This window comes from Streptococcus massiliensis DSM 18628 (genome assembly GCF_000380065.1).
In the GTDB taxonomy this organism is placed as follows: domain Bacteria; phylum Bacillota; class Bacilli; order Lactobacillales; family Streptococcaceae; genus Streptococcus; species Streptococcus massiliensis.
Genome location: NZ_KB904373.1, coordinates 1 through 15710 on the forward strand (window position 1 = coordinate 1; position 15710 = coordinate 15710).

Sequence of the window (15710 nt, forward strand, 5' to 3'; positions counted from 1 at the left end):
TTTTTTGGTATAACCTGCGATGCGCACCCGCATAGCGGGTGGTTTATTTGTCTCGCACCTTCGAAGCGAGACGGACTAAAGTCACATAATAAAAACAAAGTCTCGATAAACCTCGAGACTTTGTTATTTGTCTTCTTTTTTATCTTTATCAGGAAAGAGGTAGCCAAGTCCTACACAAGCTAGCACACCGGCACCAATTACCAAACCACTTGAGATTGGTAAAATATCAAAAATAGCATTTGCAATGATAAAGGCAATAATAAGGCACATCAGACTAGCCTTGTAGTCTTTTTTCAAAAAGTTTTCTAGAGTGAAATAGAGGAACAAGCCAACTGGAATCAGTGACCAGAGGTTAACATCCAAACTTGGCCATCCAACATAACCCAAATACAATACTAGCGCTGCAGCTACTAAGAATACAAGTCCCAATAATTTTTTCATTTTTTTGTCTCCATTTTCTTTTTTTATTGACTTGAGTTGTCTGATACTGACCCCTCACGTTCCTTACAAAAAACATTATAGCAGCGGATTTTTTCAAGAACAAGCCCTTTTGTCTATCTGGTCTATATCTTGGTCTAAGTGGTTGAATAGTGGTGATAAAAGAAAAGAAGCCCTAATGGACTTCCTCATTCTGCCGATTGCAGGGCTTGAACTTGTGACCTAGGCTTTACGAGTGCCTTGCTCTACCAACTGAGCCAAATCGGCGATTGCAATTATAGTATAGCACTCTGAGAATAGATGTCAAGAAATTTTCATCTCCATTAGAAAAAGCCTGTCCTAAGACAAGGCTTTGATATTCTATTATTTACGAACCCGCACTTTCGTAGGCATCCAAGCCCCTATCCCAGAGTTTAAGGGAAATGACAAAGAAAACAAGGGAAATCAGAATCAAACCACCGATATTAAAGAGCCCGTCTTTGTCCTGCAAGAAATAGCTGGCAGGATAGTAGGCCGTAAAGGCGAAAGGCACGATAAAGCTAATCAACCAACGAAGGAGCGAATTGTAAATGGAAATCGGATACTTGGCAAAGTCATTAAACATATAAAAAATGTAAATCATGGCTCCTGACTGCTTGGTCCAAAAGGCGATACTAGCTGTCGCGATTTTCAAGGAAGTATAGATCAAGGTCGCAAAAGGAATACAAACTAGGAAAATCAGGAATTTTGGAAGAGTCCAAGCAATGCTAGACACTGTGGTCGCTAACAAAATGCCACCGACCAATAGTTCACCCAAGGCATCAATCTGAAAGGTCTCGACTAGGATATGAAAGAGAGGATTGATAGGACGAGTTAGATACTTATCAAATTCCCCTTTTCGGACTAAGCGTTGACCTAGTGCCCAGAGATTGTCAAAAAAGAGATGGTCCAGTCCCTTGGGAATCAAGGAAAAACCATAGATAAAGGCAATTTCTTGAAAAGTCCAGCCTTCTAGCGAGGGGATGTGTTGAAAGATGACATTGAGAAACAAGAGGTTCAAGCCTTGGGTCAGAAAAACTCCTAGCACACCAACCACAAAATCGACCTTGTATTCCATGATTTGCTTGATGTATTGTCTGATAAAAATCAGATGCATGCGTTGATATTTTTTCATACTAACCTCCCTGAATGGTAATGAAGGACTGGACTCGTTTCCAAATCAACTGAGACAAGCCCACCATCACTAAGAGCCAGAAGAACTGAAGCAAAAGCGCTTGAAGAATCTGACTAGCATCGTATTTCCCAACAATGATCATGACCGGAGTGTAGATCAAAGATGAGAAAGGCAAGAAGGACAGAATATCTGAAACCACTTTGGGAAAGAAAGCCAAGGGAATCAAACTCCCAGACATAAAGGCCACTATGGAAGTCTTGAGTAGATTGGAACCCCAAAGATTTTTAAAAACAAAGGCTGAAAAACCAAAGCAGATATTAAAGAAAAAGTTAATCAGATAGCCCAGCGTTAAGCTAAAAAGATAAAGGACCGTTAATCCCAGCACTTCTACAATGCCTTGCCCAGATAGGATTTTCATCAAGACAATGACACTTAAAAATGGCAGTCCAACGCTGATAAAAATCAACCACTTGGAGCCAAGCTCGGTGAAGAGGTAAGAGGCCGCAAAATGCACTGGTCGCAATAAACGCATGATAATGGAGCCATCCTTAACCTCCTCCCCAATCATAAAGGAAGAATCCGACTTAGTCAAAAGATTGGTCACAAAACTCATGATGATGTAGAGGGTGATATCTGCCATGCTGAAACCCTGAATCAAGGACTCTTGCGAGGAATCAAAGACTGCTTTCCAGAGATAAAAGGCCACAAAAGCCCCCATAACATCGCCAATCCGATAAAGAAGAAAGTTGACTCGATAGGAGATCAACTCCTGAATCCCTGCATTGATAAAGGGTTTATAACGTCTCCACAATTTGACCATCTTAGAGCTCCTTTCGGTAGAAGCGACGGATGATATCCTCAATATCCGTATCCTCCATCTTCAAATCACGGATTTCAAAATCAGACAGGGTTTGCTTGATAATATCAGCCGACTGGTAGCGGGAACTATCGAATTCAATATTGAGACTGTTTCCTTGTCTATCAATAGTCATATCCGAAAAATCTTCATAGTGAGAAACTAGGTGACTTTGACCTGGTAGTAGTTCAAAGGAAAGAGTCTTCATCTTGCCAAAGGTTTCCTTGAGCTGGTTAACCGTTCCATCAAAAATCTCCTGCCCCTTGTCAATCATAAAAATTCGATCACAAAGCTGCTCAATGTCGCTCAGGTCGTGAGTGGTCAAGAGAATGGTTGTTTCTTCCTCTTGATTAATCTGAGTAATTGCCCGACGAATGTTGTCCTTGACCGAAACGTCCAACCCAATGGTTGGTTCATCTAAAAAGAGAACCTTGGGATTATGAAGTAAGGAAGCCGCAATGTCCGCCCGCATCCGTTGTCCAAGTGAAAGAGTCCGCACGGGATCCTTGATAAATTCCTTCAAATCCAAGACTTCATTCAAAAAATCCATGCGCTTATGGAAGAGCGAGTCTGGCACATCGTAAATCTCTTTTAAGACCGTGTAGGTCTCTTGCAGGGCCAAATCCCACCATAGCTGGGTTCTTTGCCCAAAGACAACTCCAATATCCTTGACATAATCTTGACGATTGTCCTGAGGAATCTTGCCGTTAATCCGACAAAAACCAGATGTCGGTTTTAAAATCCCTGTCAGCATTTTGATGGTTGTTGACTTCCCAGCACCATTTGCCCCAATAAAACCTAAAATCTGCCCCTTTGGAACTTCAAAGGTCAAGTCCTTGACCGCTTCAAAGGTCTGCTTTTCAGGATGAATAAAGGAGCGCAAAGCTCCCTTCAAACCAGGTTCCTTGACTGTCTTCACAAAATTTTTCTGAAGATGTTCCACTTCTATCATTGCCATATACTTCTCCCTATCGCAAGGAATAGCAACGTTGTATTTTTGACTACAAATATTCTAAATCCTTACTTTCTACACCTTCTCAAGGTTATTATTACTGAAGGCTTTATACCAGCCTATTATAGTCCAATAAAAAACGGAATGCAAGCGTTTGCCTACAAATTGTAAAATTAGAGATTTCTCACTTAAAATAATACTTTTAATCAAAAATTCTGGTTTAATCGTTTCCTTAAAACACAAAAAGCCAATTTCTCATCTCCTAAAATTTGCCGTCTTTATCACATTCTCACAACAGAAGGCATCATTGTCACTTTATTATAGTGCAAATACGTAGGGAAAACAAGTGTTAATTTATATCAAAAATCTTGAATCCCTAATAAAATCATAACCACCCGTCTAACGGGTGGTTTGCACCAGGGCTATAAGCCCAAATTACCAGCCAGCGCCTAAAGACGCTGGCTTTCACGTTGTTCAAGCCTTATTGCTCTTGACTCGTCACTTGCCTCTCAAAGAGGCGTGTGCACTACTTGCCATTATCCCTAAAGGGATCTTCATACTCTTTCACACTTAATTTATCTAGTGCGATGTCCTGCTTGGATATATTTCTTAATTGTGGCTTCATTAAGTCCTACTGTACTCACGTAATAGCCTTCCGCCCAAAAATGTCGGTTCCCAAACTTATATTTTAGATTGGCGTGCTTATCAAACATCATGAGAGCACTTTTACCTTTTAAATACCCCATAAAACTAGAAACACTTATCCTCGGTGGAATACTTACTAACATATGTACATGATCTGGCATTAAGTGACCCTCGATAATTTCAACACCTTTATAACTACATAATCGGTGGAATATTTCACCCAAACTGTTTCGATATTGATTATAGATGACTTTTCGTCTATACTTAGGTGTAAACACAATGTGATATTTACACATCCACTTTGTGTGTGATAAACTACGTGCCTTTTGCGCCATATTTTTCTCCTTTCGCTTCACAATGGGCTTGAACACCTTTATTGTATCGTGTTTGGAGTTTTTTGGTATAACCTGCGATGCGCACCCGCATAGCGGGTGGTTTATTTGTCTCGCACCTTCGAAGCGAGACGGACTAAAGTCACATAATTTAAAAACAAGTGAAATTTTCTCACTTGTTTTTATTTATGTTATAATAGTGGCGAAGGGATTCACTGTTGAACTAACGGAGGTCAGATATGAAAAAATTATTGTCATTCATTTTTCTAACCTTTTTATTTTTCTTTTCTGGCACAAGTACAGTTTATGCTGATGTTAAAGTTTCAGCTTTTGATCAGACAAAGCTAGAGTCAGAATATACTGCATGGAGAAAGGCAATGGAAAACTACATTGCAAATGGTAAGAAATACATCAATAAAGAAGAAATGGATCTCATTGATAGTTGGAAATGGCGATATGGCTATGGAGACTACGACCCACAGTATGTCAACTTAGATGCTGTAAGCGTAGATAATTTTGTTGGCAAAACGAATGTATGGGCGACCATTAACTCTAAGCAAAAAACAATTATTTTTGACGGCGACAGCACCACTTATCACTATAAAAAAACAGCTAGTGGTTATCAGTTAGACAAAAATTACAATGCGATTTCTGCTCAAACACTGAACACACTTATTGATGAAGGTATTCACAAAGATACTGCTAATCGAACAGAACTCCGAAATAAAAGGATTAAATTTTTCTTTATTTCTAGTCCGATTTGGTTGATCTTTCTTCTGGCTGCATATCTTTCTTACTACAAGCCTGAGCTTATTTTTAGGGGACAATATGGTTTGTGGATAAAAAATGCCAGACCAACGAAATTTTATATTATTTCGTCTAAAATTTCAGCTATATTCTCTTTTGCCTTTCCTATTGTATTTTTTATCTGGTTGGCTTTTTTCTACCAAGGATAAATTAGCGGTCTTGTTCATATTGAATCTAGGATTGGGCTTATAAATATAAACTCCCTGCTGGTATTACCAGCAGGGAGTTTTCTTTGATCAAAAATTAATTTTTTGAAGCAGCTTGGAAATCTGGATTTTGCCATGCTTCATCAATGATTGCACGCAATTGTTTTGCAGATGCTTGCATTTTTTGTTTTTCAGCATCGTTTAATGGGATGTTAACAGGACGAACGATACCATGTGCACCAACGATAGCTGGTTGTCCGATATAACAATCTGTCACACCAGGATATTGTCCTTCTTGGAAAACTGAAAGTGGGAGGACTGCGTTTTCATCATCAAGGATGGCTCTTGTGATACGAGCAAGAGCAACAGCGATACCATAGAATGTAGCTCCTTTTTTGTTGATGATAGAGTAAGCAGCGTCACGAACACCTTCAAATAGGTCAACAAGTTCTGTTGCGTTAAAGTTTTCAACGTCTTGGAGGTAGTTTTCAAGATTTACACCAGCGACGTTGGCATGTGACCAAACGGCAAATTCTGAGTCACCGTGTTCACCCATGATGTAGGCATGGACAGAGCGGGCATCAACACCCAGTTTGTTTGCTAAAGCTTGACGGAAACGTGCTGAGTCAAGGGAAGTACCTGAACCGATAACGCGTTCTTTAGGGAAACCTGAGAATTTCCAAGTTGAGTAAGTTAAAATATCAACTGGGTTGGCAGCAACGAGAAAGATACCATTAAAACCTGATTCGACAACTTGTGTAACGATAGATTTATTGATAGCAAGATTTTTACCAACTAGGTCAAGACGAGTTTCACCTGGTTTTTGTGGAGCACCAGCAGTGATAACGACCAAGTCAGCATCCGCACAGTCAGCATAAGTAGCTGCGTAGATTTTTTTAGGTGATGTAAAAGCAAGGGCGTGAGAAAGGTCTTCAGCGTCACCAACAGCTTTTTCAAATAAAGCTGGAATTTCGATGATCCCCAACTCTTGAGCAATACCTTGGTTGACAAGGGCAAAGGCATAAGATGAACCTACGGCACCGTCACCAACAAGGATGACTTTTTTATGTTGTTTAGTTGCAGTCATTTTCTAAACATCTCCTTTATTTTTTTAGAGGGAATTCCCTGTATATCTTCATTTTATCACTTTTAGAACTCTTTGTCACGGCTCACCATTATTACTTATTCATGAAAACGTTTTTTTACAAATATTTCTGTTATATGTTAATTTTTAAAAAGGTAGATACTAAAACTAAGGTTGTTACATTACAAGGGAGCTCTACATTTAAAAATAGAAAGTCAATTTGATTTCAATCGTTGTCAGAAGTGCATTTTTTCAGTATTTATGGTATAATTGGTAAGTTAAGAAAGTAAGGAAGGCATGTTTCATGCAAGATAAAAATTTAGTAAATGTCAAGCTAACTAGCGAAATGAAAACTAGTTTCATTGACTATGCCATGAGCGTTATCGTGGCCCGGGCTTTGCCAGATGTGCGTGACGGACTAAAGCCGGTGCATCGCCGTATCCTCTATGGCATGAATGAGCTCGGCGTAACGCCAGAAAAGCCCCACAAGAAGTCTGCGCGGATTACTGGGGATGTCATGGGTAAATACCACCCGCACGGGGACTCCTCTATTTACGAAGCTATGGTTCGTATGGCTCAGTGGTGGAGTTATCGCTACATGCTGGTTGACGGTCATGGAAACTTTGGTTCCATGGACGGCGACGGAGCAGCGGCTCAGCGTTATACAGAGGCTCGGATGAGCAAGATTGCGCTGGAAATGCTGCGCGACATCAATAAAAATACAGTTGATTACATTGACAACTACGACGCCAGCGAGCGTGAGCCAGTTGTTTTGCCAGCTCGCTTTCCAAATCTCCTAGTCAATGGAGCGACCGGAATTGCCGTTGGTATGGCGACTAATATCCCGCCTCACAATTTGGGCGAAGCGATTGATGCAGTCAAGCTCGTCATGGACAATCCTGAGGCAACAACGCGCGAGATTATGGAAGTCTTGCCTGGACCTGATTTTCCGACGGGAGCGCTGGTCATGGGGAAATCAGGCATTCACCGTGCTTATGAGACCGGGAAAGGCTCGATCGTCCTGCGTTCGCGGACGGAGATTGAAGAGACGAGGACGGGTCGCGAGCGGATTGTCGTGACAGAGTTTCCTTACATGGTCAATAAAACCAAGGTGCACGAGCACATCGTTCGCCTAGTGCAAGAAAAGCGGATTGACGGGATTACGGCTGTTCGCGACGAATCCAACCGCGAAGGTGTTCGTTTTGTTATCGAAGTCAAACGGGATGCTAGTGCCCATGTCATTTTGAATAATTTGTTTAAATTAACGCAAATGCAAACAAATTTCAGCTTTAACATGCTGGCTATTCAAAATGGTGTACCGAAAATCCTTTCTCTACGCGAGATTTTGCTGGCTTACATCGAGCACCAAAAAGAAGTGGTGACACGGCGGACGATTTTCGACAAGGAAAAAGCGGAAGCACGCGCCCATATCTTGGCAGGTCTTCTGATTGCTTTGGATCATATTGATGAAGTCATTCAGATTATTCGCAACAGCGAGACGGATGCAGAAGCACAAGCGGAGTTAATGGCTAAGTTCGAGCTGTCAGAGCGACAAAGTCAAGCCATTCTTGATATGCGCCTGCGTCGTTTGACCGGTTTGGAACGCGACAAAATCCAAACCGAATATGACGAACTCATCGCCTTGATTGCTGATTTGGCTGATATTTTGGCCAAACCAGAGCGGGTGCTCGCTATTATCAAGGAAGAATTGGACGAAGTTAAGCGCAAATTTGCAGACGCCCGCCGTACGGAGCTTATGGTCGGTGAAGTCTTGGCGTTAGAAGACGAAGACCTGATCGAAGAAGCAGATGTTCTCATCACCTTGTCCAATAAAGGCTATATCAAACGCCTCAACCAAACTGAATTTACAGCGCAGAAACGCGGTGGACGCGGTGTTCAAGGAACAGGGGTCAAGGACGACGATTTTGTGCGGGAGCTGGTTTCTACGAGCACTCACGACCGCCTGCTCTTCTTCACCAATAAAGGACGGGTTTACCGCCTCAAAGGCTATGAAATTCCCGAATACGGTCGAACTGCCAAGGGCTTGCCGATTGTCAATATCTTGAAACTGGACGAAGAAGAAACCATTCAAACCATTATCAATGTCCAGCAAGACCAAAGCGAACATTCTTATCTCTTTTTCACCACGCGTCATGGTGTAGTCAAGCGCACGAGCGTTGCTGAGTTTGCCAATATTCGTCAAAATGGGCTCAAGGCTCTCAATCTCAAAGACGAAGATGAGCTGATCAATGTCTTTCTGACGAACGGCGAAGCCGATGTCATTATCGGTACCAAGTTTGGCTACTCTGTGCGTTTCAACGAAGCTAGTGTTCGTAATATGGGACGTTCTGCTACCGGTGTGCGTGGGGTCAATCTGCGAGCTGGTGACCAAGTTGTCGGTGCCAGCGTTGTGACAGACCAAGACGAAGTCTTGATTATCACTGAAAAAGGCTATGGAAAGCGGACGCTTGCTAGCGAATACCCGACTAAAGGGCGCGGTGGTAAAGGCATTAAGACTGCCAATATCACTGAGAAAAACGGTCCTCTGGCTGGTCTTATGACTGTTTCTGGCGATGAAGACCTCATGGTTATCACCAATAAGGGCATCATCATTCGGACCAGTGTTGCCAACATTTCACAAACAGGACGCTCGACCATGGGTGTCAAGGTCATGCGTCTTGATAAAGATGCAAAGATTGTGACCTTTACGAGTGTCTCTGCTGAGGAAAAAGAAGAAGCGACAGAAGAAAGTCAAAATTAAGAAAGGGCTCTTATGTCAGCAACAAGAAGAAAGAAGAACAAGAAGCATTTTGGAAGACATATTTTTGCAGCCTTGCTTTTACTAATAGCAATCGCTCTGATTTTCAATTCTTCCATTCGTAATATGATTATGGTCTGGCATACCAATCAGTATCAAGTTGGTAAGGTATCCAAGAAAGATATTGATACAAACAAAAAGGCCAAACGAAGCTTTGACTTTGAAGCGGTCAAACCTCTTTCGACAGAGCAAGTCATTCAGGCTCAGTGGGAAGCACAGAAACTACCAGTTATTGGTGGAATTTCAATTCCAGATTTGAATATTAACTTACCTATTTTTAAAGGTTTGGATAATGCTGGGCTCTACTATGGCGCAGGGACGATGAAAGAAGAGCAACAAATGGGACAGGGCAATTACGCTCTAGCTAGCCACCATGTTTTTGGAATTACTGGTGCAACTGAAATGCTCTTTTCTCCACTTGAAAAAGCCAAGGCTGGTATGAAGATTTATCTAACAGATAAAGAAAATATTTATACTTATGTCGTAACTAGTGTTGAAAATGTTGCTCCTGATCGAGTGGATGTTATCAATGACCAAGAAGGAAAAAGTGAGGTAACCTTGGTGACTTGTGAAGATGCAGCAGCGACTTCACGAACAATTGTTAAAGGGAATTTAGAATCAACCATTCCCTATAAAGATGCACCAAAAGAGGTGTTAAAAACTTTTGAAACGCCATATAAACAGTTGCAGCTGTAAAATAAAAAATCCACCAAATGAACTTGGTGGATTTTTTGTTGTTATCACGAATAGAAAAATAAGGAGGTTATCATGTATCAAATTTCAATTCCTGTCCATTCACTTAAACCGAGAGAGCGTTTAGTTGCTGATGGGGCTAGCACTCTCAGTAACCAAGAATTACTAGCAATTTTGTTGCGTACAGGCACAAAAAAAGAAACTGTATTTCAGGTTTCTCAGCGGATATTATCTAACCTAGGCAATCTAGCTGATTTGCGAAAACTTTCGTTGCAAGAGCTACAAACCATCTCTGGCATTGGTCCTGTGAAAGCGATCGAATTGCAGGCAATGGTTGAATTAGGACGTCGCATTTGTCAGGCAGAATTGCCTGATCGCGACCAAATTTTAAGTAGCAAAAAACTGGCAACTAAAATGATGCAAGAGTTGGGAGATAAGCAGCAAGAACATTTAGTTGCGCTCTATCTAAATACCCAGAATCAAATTATTCACCAGCAGACGATATTTATAGGTAGTATCAATCGCAGCATTGCTGAGCCCAGAGAAATTTTGCACTATGCTGTTAAGCACCTAGCAAACTCAATCATCATTGTCCACAATCATCCGTCAGGATCTACAAAACCAAGTCGCAACGATGATGACGTTACTCAACGAGTTAAAAAAGCATGTGAAACTTTAGGAATTTTACTATTAGACCATCTTATTGTTAGCGAACAAGGGTATTATAGTTATCGTGAAGAGACAGAACTTCTTTGAAGCTGATTGACGAAAAAGTCAAAGAGTGCAAGACTAGGCTCTTCGTGTTCCCAGATCAGTTCAGGGTGCCATTGAACGCCGATAAAAGGGTAATTATCGGTACTTTCAATTGCTTCAATAATGCCATCCTTGGGATCATAGGCGACAACACGTAGATCTTTTCCTAGATCTTTTAAAGCTTGATGATGATAAGAATTGATGCAAGAACCTGTTGGGACAAATTTAGCAAGAAGCGAATTTTGTTCAACAGCAAGGCTTTGTGTTAAAGTATTTGCATCTTCGCTCTGCCAGTGACCCGGAATATCTTGGTGAAGGGTACCGCCCTTAACTACGTTAAAGAGTTGTGTCCCGCGACAAATAGCAAAAATAGGTTTGCCTTGTTTTAGTGTTTCTTTAATTAAGGCAATCTCAAACTCATCGCGTTCGAGGAGATAATCGTCACTGTCAATGGTCTGTTCTTCTCCATAGAATTGAGGGAGGACATTTTGCCCTCCTGTTAAAATTAATTTATCAATAGTGTCCACATAAGCCGCAGCTAAACTTTTATCAACAATAGGAAGGACAAGCGGTAGCCCTCCGACTTTTTCAACTGCACGAATAAAGCCGTCGCTTGTATAACTGAGTCGTGCAATGGTTGTATCAGGGTGAGGACGTTCATTTCCAGTAATTCCAATAATAGGTTTAGTCATACAAGGAGGGATCCCTTTCTAATTTTCGTCTTTTCTCATAAAGTAGAGCAGAGTTTGCAGTTCACTGGTTAAGTCAACATATTGGACAACGACATCTTTTGGAACTGTTAGATTAATTGGCGAGAAACTAAGGATTCCCTTGATACCAGCTTTAGTAAGAGTATCAGCAACCTCTTGTGCCTTTACACTAGGAACCGTTAAAATAGCAGTTTTAACATCTGCATTGTGGATTCGCTCTTCCAATTCAGAAATGCCATAAATTGGTATACCATCAGGAGATTTAGTTCCGACAAGCTCATTATCATCCGTATCAAAAGCCAAAGCAATTTTCATTTTGTTACGTTCATGGAAGCGGTAGTGAAGTAAAGCGCGTCCCATATTTCCGATACCGATTAGGCAGACGTTTGTAATCCGATTATCATTTAAAAGGTCTGCGAAAAAGTTCATCAGTTTTTTTACATCATAGCCAAAGCCGCGGCGACCTAGTTCTCCAAAGTAGGAGAAGTCACGTCTCACAGTAGCAGCATCAATGCCAATTGCTTCGGCAATTTGCTTAGAGCTAGCTTTTTCGATTTTTTCGCTATTAAAACGTTTGAAAATTCGATAGTAGAGAGAAAGCCGCTTAGCAGTTGCACGTGGAATAGAATTTGATGATTTATCAGCCATTGCAATACTTCCTTTCATAAAATATAAATCAGTAGTTGTTCGTTCAAATGAACAATAAAAAGTTATTGATTAACAACGCTTACCTCTATTGTATAGAAAGTTTGTGAAAAACGCAACATTTAAGAGATATAAAAAAACTAAGTTAACCTTAGTTTTTTTATATCAACAAGATTCCTAATCTTGATAAGGCGCCAAATCTAGCCCTGACATGCCACGATAGAGATCTCCGATAACGCCATCATATGGAATTTCTTTGCCATTATAGGTCAACGAAACAACCTTGAGATTATCAGGGATTGTCAAGCAACCTGACAAAGCAAGTAAAAATTCATCAAAGTTATCAAATGCTAAAGATCGTTCAATCTTGTAGGAATCTAAATATTTCAATTTAATCATAACATTCCTCCTTGGGAAGTGATACAAACTATCATAAGACAAAGTAAGGAGAAACGCAAATGATTTGATTTATTGTTTTTCCTTAGTGAAGATTTCCCGCTCTACCAGACTATCCATAAGGAAGAAGAATTTTTCTTGAATGATGTGGTTCTCTTCGGACTTAAAAATATTTACCAACCGTAAACCGGATTTGTCTGTAATATTAATCTTAAAGCCGTTTAGTTCTTTATTCACGATAATCTTAAGCAGAAAACCGTCGCCACTATTAGGGACACTTTCTAATAAGCGAGACAATTCGTAATTACCAACTTTTGTTTGGGCAAAAGTGTTATCACGTAACGTGTATTTTTTGATATTAGGGTGAATGCTATAAGTAAATGGGCAGTCTTTTAAACTAATACTAGATTGAAATGCCATTTTATCCTCCAATGATTTGGTTTATTTTTGTTGTAAGTTGAGTAATTTCTTCAGGGGTATTGAAAGGTGAAAAACTGACACGGATAGATTCTTTCAAACGAGGGGAATCATCGCCATAAAATGCTTGAAGTACGTGACTAGGTTCAACTGCACCAGCAGTGCAAGCAGAGCCTGTCGAAACAGCAATACCTTCTAAATCTAAGCGCAAAAGTAAGAGATCATTTGCTTGTTTTGGAAAACCGATGTTGACGACATAAGGCAGAGAAATCTCACCTTCATTAAGGTAGTAGTCAATAGTCAGTTCTGATAAAAATTGTTCTTTCAGTTTAGAAACGTACTTGTAGTTCTGATCTAGTTTTTCATAATCTTCTGCAAGTGCAGCTGCCATACCAGCAATAGCTGCTAAATTTTCTGTACCCGCACGACGTTTATCTTCCTGATCACCGCCAAGCAGATACTTATGAAAATCATTATTTCGTGCGTAAAGAAAGCCAATTCCCTTCGGACCATGAAACTTATGAGCAGAAGCAGAGAGAAAGTCAATTCCTAGTTCTTCTGGGAAAATAGGAATTTTGCCTAGAGCTTGGACAGCATCCACATGGTAAGCAGCCGGATGTTCTTTGAGTACTTGCCCGATCTCTGAGATAGGTAAGACATATCCTGTTTCATTATTAGCAAACATGGTAGATACTAAAATAGTATCTGGACGGAGTGCTCTTTTGACTTGTTGGGCTGTAATTTGTCCATCTTCTGGAGAAAGGATAGTTGTCTTGAAGCCATAGTTTTCTACCAAATCTTCGACTACACGAGAAACAGAGTGGTGCTCAATAGCAGTTGTAATCAGGTGTTTTCCTTTATTTTGGTGGGCCAAAGCGTAGCCTTTGATCGCAGTATTATTGCTCTCAGTTCCTCCAGAAGTAAAAATGATTTGGTTTTCTTTTACCTTTAATAATTGGGCGATTGTTTGTCGACTTTCACGCAAGATTTTACTAGCTGAGCGACCATAAGTATGTGTGCTAGACGGATTGCCAAAAGTTTCTGCTAAGATGGTAGTCATTGCTGAAATCGCAGCAGCAGACATAGGAGTAGTTGCTGCATTGTCAAAGTAAGTCACTAAATCACCTTATTTCTGTTTAAATTGAAAGAGTGGACTGACTGGACGACGTTCATGAATTCGAATCAAAGCTTCACCAATTAATTCGCTTGCAGTAATATAATGAATTTTTTCTGGCTTAGGATTTTTCGTTGCGACAGAATCCGTTACTAAAATCTCTTTAATTGGTACTTGGTTAAGGCGTTCGGCAGCTCCTTCTGTAAAGAGTCCATGACTTGCAACGGCATAAATTTCAGTAGCTCCGTCAGCTTCAACTAACCTTGCAGCTTCAGAAAAAGTTTTTCCTGTGCTTAAAATATCGTCAATCAAGATTGCTTTCTTTCCTTGGACATCTCCAATAATATAGCCAGAATTACGCTCCACATCATCTTCAGGGTAATCAATAATGGCAATAGGTGCATTGAGATATTCAGCTAGTGAACGAGCGCGCTTGACACCCGAATTTTTAGGACTAACTACAACAACATTTTCACCAGATAGTCCTTTATTGCAATAGTGTTCGGCAAAAAGCGGGACAGTAAAAAGATTATCTACAGGAATATCAAAGAAACCTTGTACTTGTACAGCGTGCAAGTCAAGAGTGATTACACGATCTACCCCTGCTTTAACGAGCATATTTGCAACTAGCTTGGCTGTTAATGGTTCACGTGAACGTGCAATTCGATCCTGCCTTGCATAGCCAAAATAAGGCATGACAACATTGACCGAATGAGCGCTAGCACGATTACAAGCATCTACCATGATAAGAAGTTCCATCAGGTGATTGTTAACAGGATAGCTAGTGGACTGGATGATATAAATATCATAACCGCGGACACTTTCCTCAATGTTGATTTGAATTTCACCGTCAGAGAATTGGCGAGAAGAAAGTTTTCCAAGGGGAACGCCTACTGTTCGGGCGATTTTTTCTGCCATCTCATGATTGGAGTTAAGAGAGAAAAGTTTAAGTTGAGTATGTTCAGGTGTTAGTTCAACCATTAGAATACAATGCTCCTTGTATGTAGTGGAAAAATCTACTGTAAGTGAGATTTTTCAAATTTTAGTCCTTCCTATTTTAACAAAAAAAATAAAATTTTTCAGCTATTTGCTAGGTTTTGTGTGAAACGAGCTAATTTACTAGGTGCAGCTTGATAAGGAATATGATTTTTGGCTAAAAACTTCTCAAAAGCAAGTTTTCCTGCTTTTTCGTCACTGACCTCAACTTCTAATTCATAGTCCGTTTTATCAAAGTAATGACTTTTGTCTAATGCTAATAAGCCAATTTCATGTTCTAGTTCATATCGGACAGTTGTCAAACTTCCTAAAACAGCTAATTTTTCTACAGGAATGCCTCTTTCAGTCAGTAAATGATTAATTTGACCTTTCGGTAGTGGATGACCGGAAATAATTTTTTCAGCCTCGACAAGTGTCAATTTTTGATTGTATTCCATATTGCCTACAGAATTTTTCTGGGGAATTTTTACTGTTAATTCTGCATAGTCAGGATATGTCCGAATGCGGATAGCTATCCTTGCTTTTCTCATCGCTCTATCTGCTGTATCCATGTAGTAATTGACTTGTTTTGTCGCAGCTACATCAGCAAAAAGCGGAAGGAGTTTTTGATAATTTTCTTCTGATAGTAGCGTTTTAAATTCGATTTCTAAGTGATTCATGGGGATTCCTTTGACTTTTCACAAACTTTAGACCTTTTTGAAAACGGTTCATGATCTTTTATGGTATAATAGGTACTGTATTTATTTTATCAAAAA

At 40.2% G+C, this 15710-nt stretch carries 16 protein-coding genes and 1 pseudogene; 4 read left to right on the forward strand and 13 right to left on the reverse strand.

The annotated features are described in order from the left end of the window. Positions 1-123 precede the first annotated feature (123 nt). The 5 genes and pseudogenes from A3I3_RS0102695 to tnpA form a co-directional block, all read right to left on the reverse strand. Positions 124-441 (reverse strand): LiaF transmembrane domain-containing protein, encoded by a 318-nt coding sequence (locus A3I3_RS0102695; protein WP_018371199.1) that lies wholly within the window; start codon positions 439-441, stop codon positions 124-126. A 364-nt stretch (positions 442-805) separates the two neighbouring features. Next, entirely contained in the window at positions 806-1591 is a 786-nt protein-coding gene (locus tag A3I3_RS0102705) for an ABC transporter permease (RefSeq protein ID WP_018371200.1), read from the reverse strand. Position 1592: 1 nt separating this feature from the next. Beyond that, positions 1593-2411 carry an ABC transporter permease gene (locus tag A3I3_RS0102710; RefSeq protein WP_018371201.1) on the reverse strand — a complete coding sequence of 273 codons (819 nt, stop codon included), beginning with the start codon at positions 2409-2411 and terminating at the stop codon, positions 1593-1595. 1 nt (position 2412) lies between these two features. Continuing rightward, positions 2413-3405, reverse strand: a complete 993-nt coding sequence (locus A3I3_RS0102715; RefSeq protein ID WP_018371202.1) for an ABC transporter ATP-binding protein — start codon at positions 3403-3405, stop codon at positions 2413-2415. A 520-nt stretch (positions 3406-3925) separates the two neighbouring features. After that, a pseudogene (gene tnpA / locus A3I3_RS10095) lies at positions 3926-4379 on the reverse strand (IS200/IS605 family transposase). 236 nt (positions 4380-4615) lie between these two features. Here tnpA and A3I3_RS0102725 point away from each other — a divergent pair. Further along, positions 4616-5332, forward strand: coding sequence for a hypothetical protein (locus tag A3I3_RS0102725; protein WP_018371204.1), 717 nt, complete (start codon positions 4616-4618; stop codon positions 5330-5332). A 94-nt stretch (positions 5333-5426) separates the two neighbouring features. Here A3I3_RS0102725 and A3I3_RS0102730 read toward each other — a convergent pair whose 3' ends face one another. After that, entirely contained in the window at positions 5427-6416 is a 990-nt protein-coding gene (locus A3I3_RS0102730; protein ID WP_018371205.1) for an L-lactate dehydrogenase, read from the reverse strand. Positions 6417-6717: 301 nt separating this feature from the next. Here A3I3_RS0102730 and gyrA point away from each other — a divergent pair, with 301 nt between their 5' ends. From gyrA to radC, 3 genes are all read left to right on the forward strand, one after another. Then, positions 6718-9174, forward strand: a complete 2457-nt coding sequence (gene gyrA, locus A3I3_RS0102735) for a DNA gyrase subunit A (RefSeq protein ID WP_018371206.1) — start codon at positions 6718-6720, stop codon at positions 9172-9174. Positions 9175-9186: 12 nt separating this feature from the next. Further along, on the forward strand, positions 9187-9927 hold the full coding sequence (locus tag A3I3_RS0102740) for a class A sortase (protein WP_018371207.1): 741 nt from the start codon (positions 9187-9189) through the stop codon (positions 9925-9927). Positions 9928-9999: 72 nt separating this feature from the next. Continuing rightward, positions 10000-10680 (forward strand): RadC family protein, encoded by a 681-nt coding sequence (radC, locus tag A3I3_RS0102745; protein ID WP_018371208.1) that lies wholly within the window; start codon positions 10000-10002, stop codon positions 10678-10680. Here the strand turns inward: radC and A3I3_RS0102750 are convergent. From A3I3_RS0102750 to A3I3_RS0102780, 7 genes are all read right to left on the reverse strand, one after another. After that, a complete protein-coding gene (locus A3I3_RS0102750; RefSeq protein ID WP_018371209.1) occupies positions 10653-11369 on the reverse strand; it encodes a gamma-glutamyl-gamma-aminobutyrate hydrolase family protein in 717 nt (238 codons plus the stop codon). The genes radC and A3I3_RS0102750 overlap by 28 nt on opposite strands. An 18-nt stretch (positions 11370-11387) precedes the next feature. Further along, positions 11388-12035 (reverse strand): redox-sensing transcriptional repressor Rex, encoded by a 648-nt coding sequence (locus A3I3_RS0102755; protein WP_018371210.1) that lies wholly within the window; start codon positions 12033-12035, stop codon positions 11388-11390. Positions 12036-12209: 174 nt separating this feature from the next. Next, entirely contained in the window at positions 12210-12431 is a 222-nt protein-coding gene (locus A3I3_RS0102760; protein ID WP_018371211.1) for a DUF4649 family protein, read from the reverse strand. Positions 12432-12500: 69 nt separating this feature from the next. Continuing rightward, positions 12501-12848, reverse strand: a complete 348-nt coding sequence (locus A3I3_RS0102765; RefSeq protein WP_018371212.1) for a DUF1831 domain-containing protein — start codon at positions 12846-12848, stop codon at positions 12501-12503. A gap of 1 nt (position 12849) precedes the next feature. Continuing rightward, positions 12850-13962, reverse strand: a complete 1113-nt coding sequence (locus A3I3_RS0102770; protein ID WP_018371213.1) for a cysteine desulfurase family protein — start codon at positions 13960-13962, stop codon at positions 12850-12852. A 9-nt stretch (positions 13963-13971) separates the two neighbouring features. Next, positions 13972-14940 (reverse strand): ribose-phosphate diphosphokinase, encoded by a 969-nt coding sequence (locus A3I3_RS0102775; RefSeq protein WP_018371214.1) that lies wholly within the window; start codon positions 14938-14940, stop codon positions 13972-13974. A gap of 98 nt (positions 14941-15038) precedes the next feature. After that, entirely contained in the window at positions 15039-15614 is a 576-nt protein-coding gene (locus A3I3_RS0102780; protein WP_018371215.1) for a CYTH domain-containing protein, read from the reverse strand. Between the last annotated feature and the right edge of the window lie 96 nt (positions 15615-15710).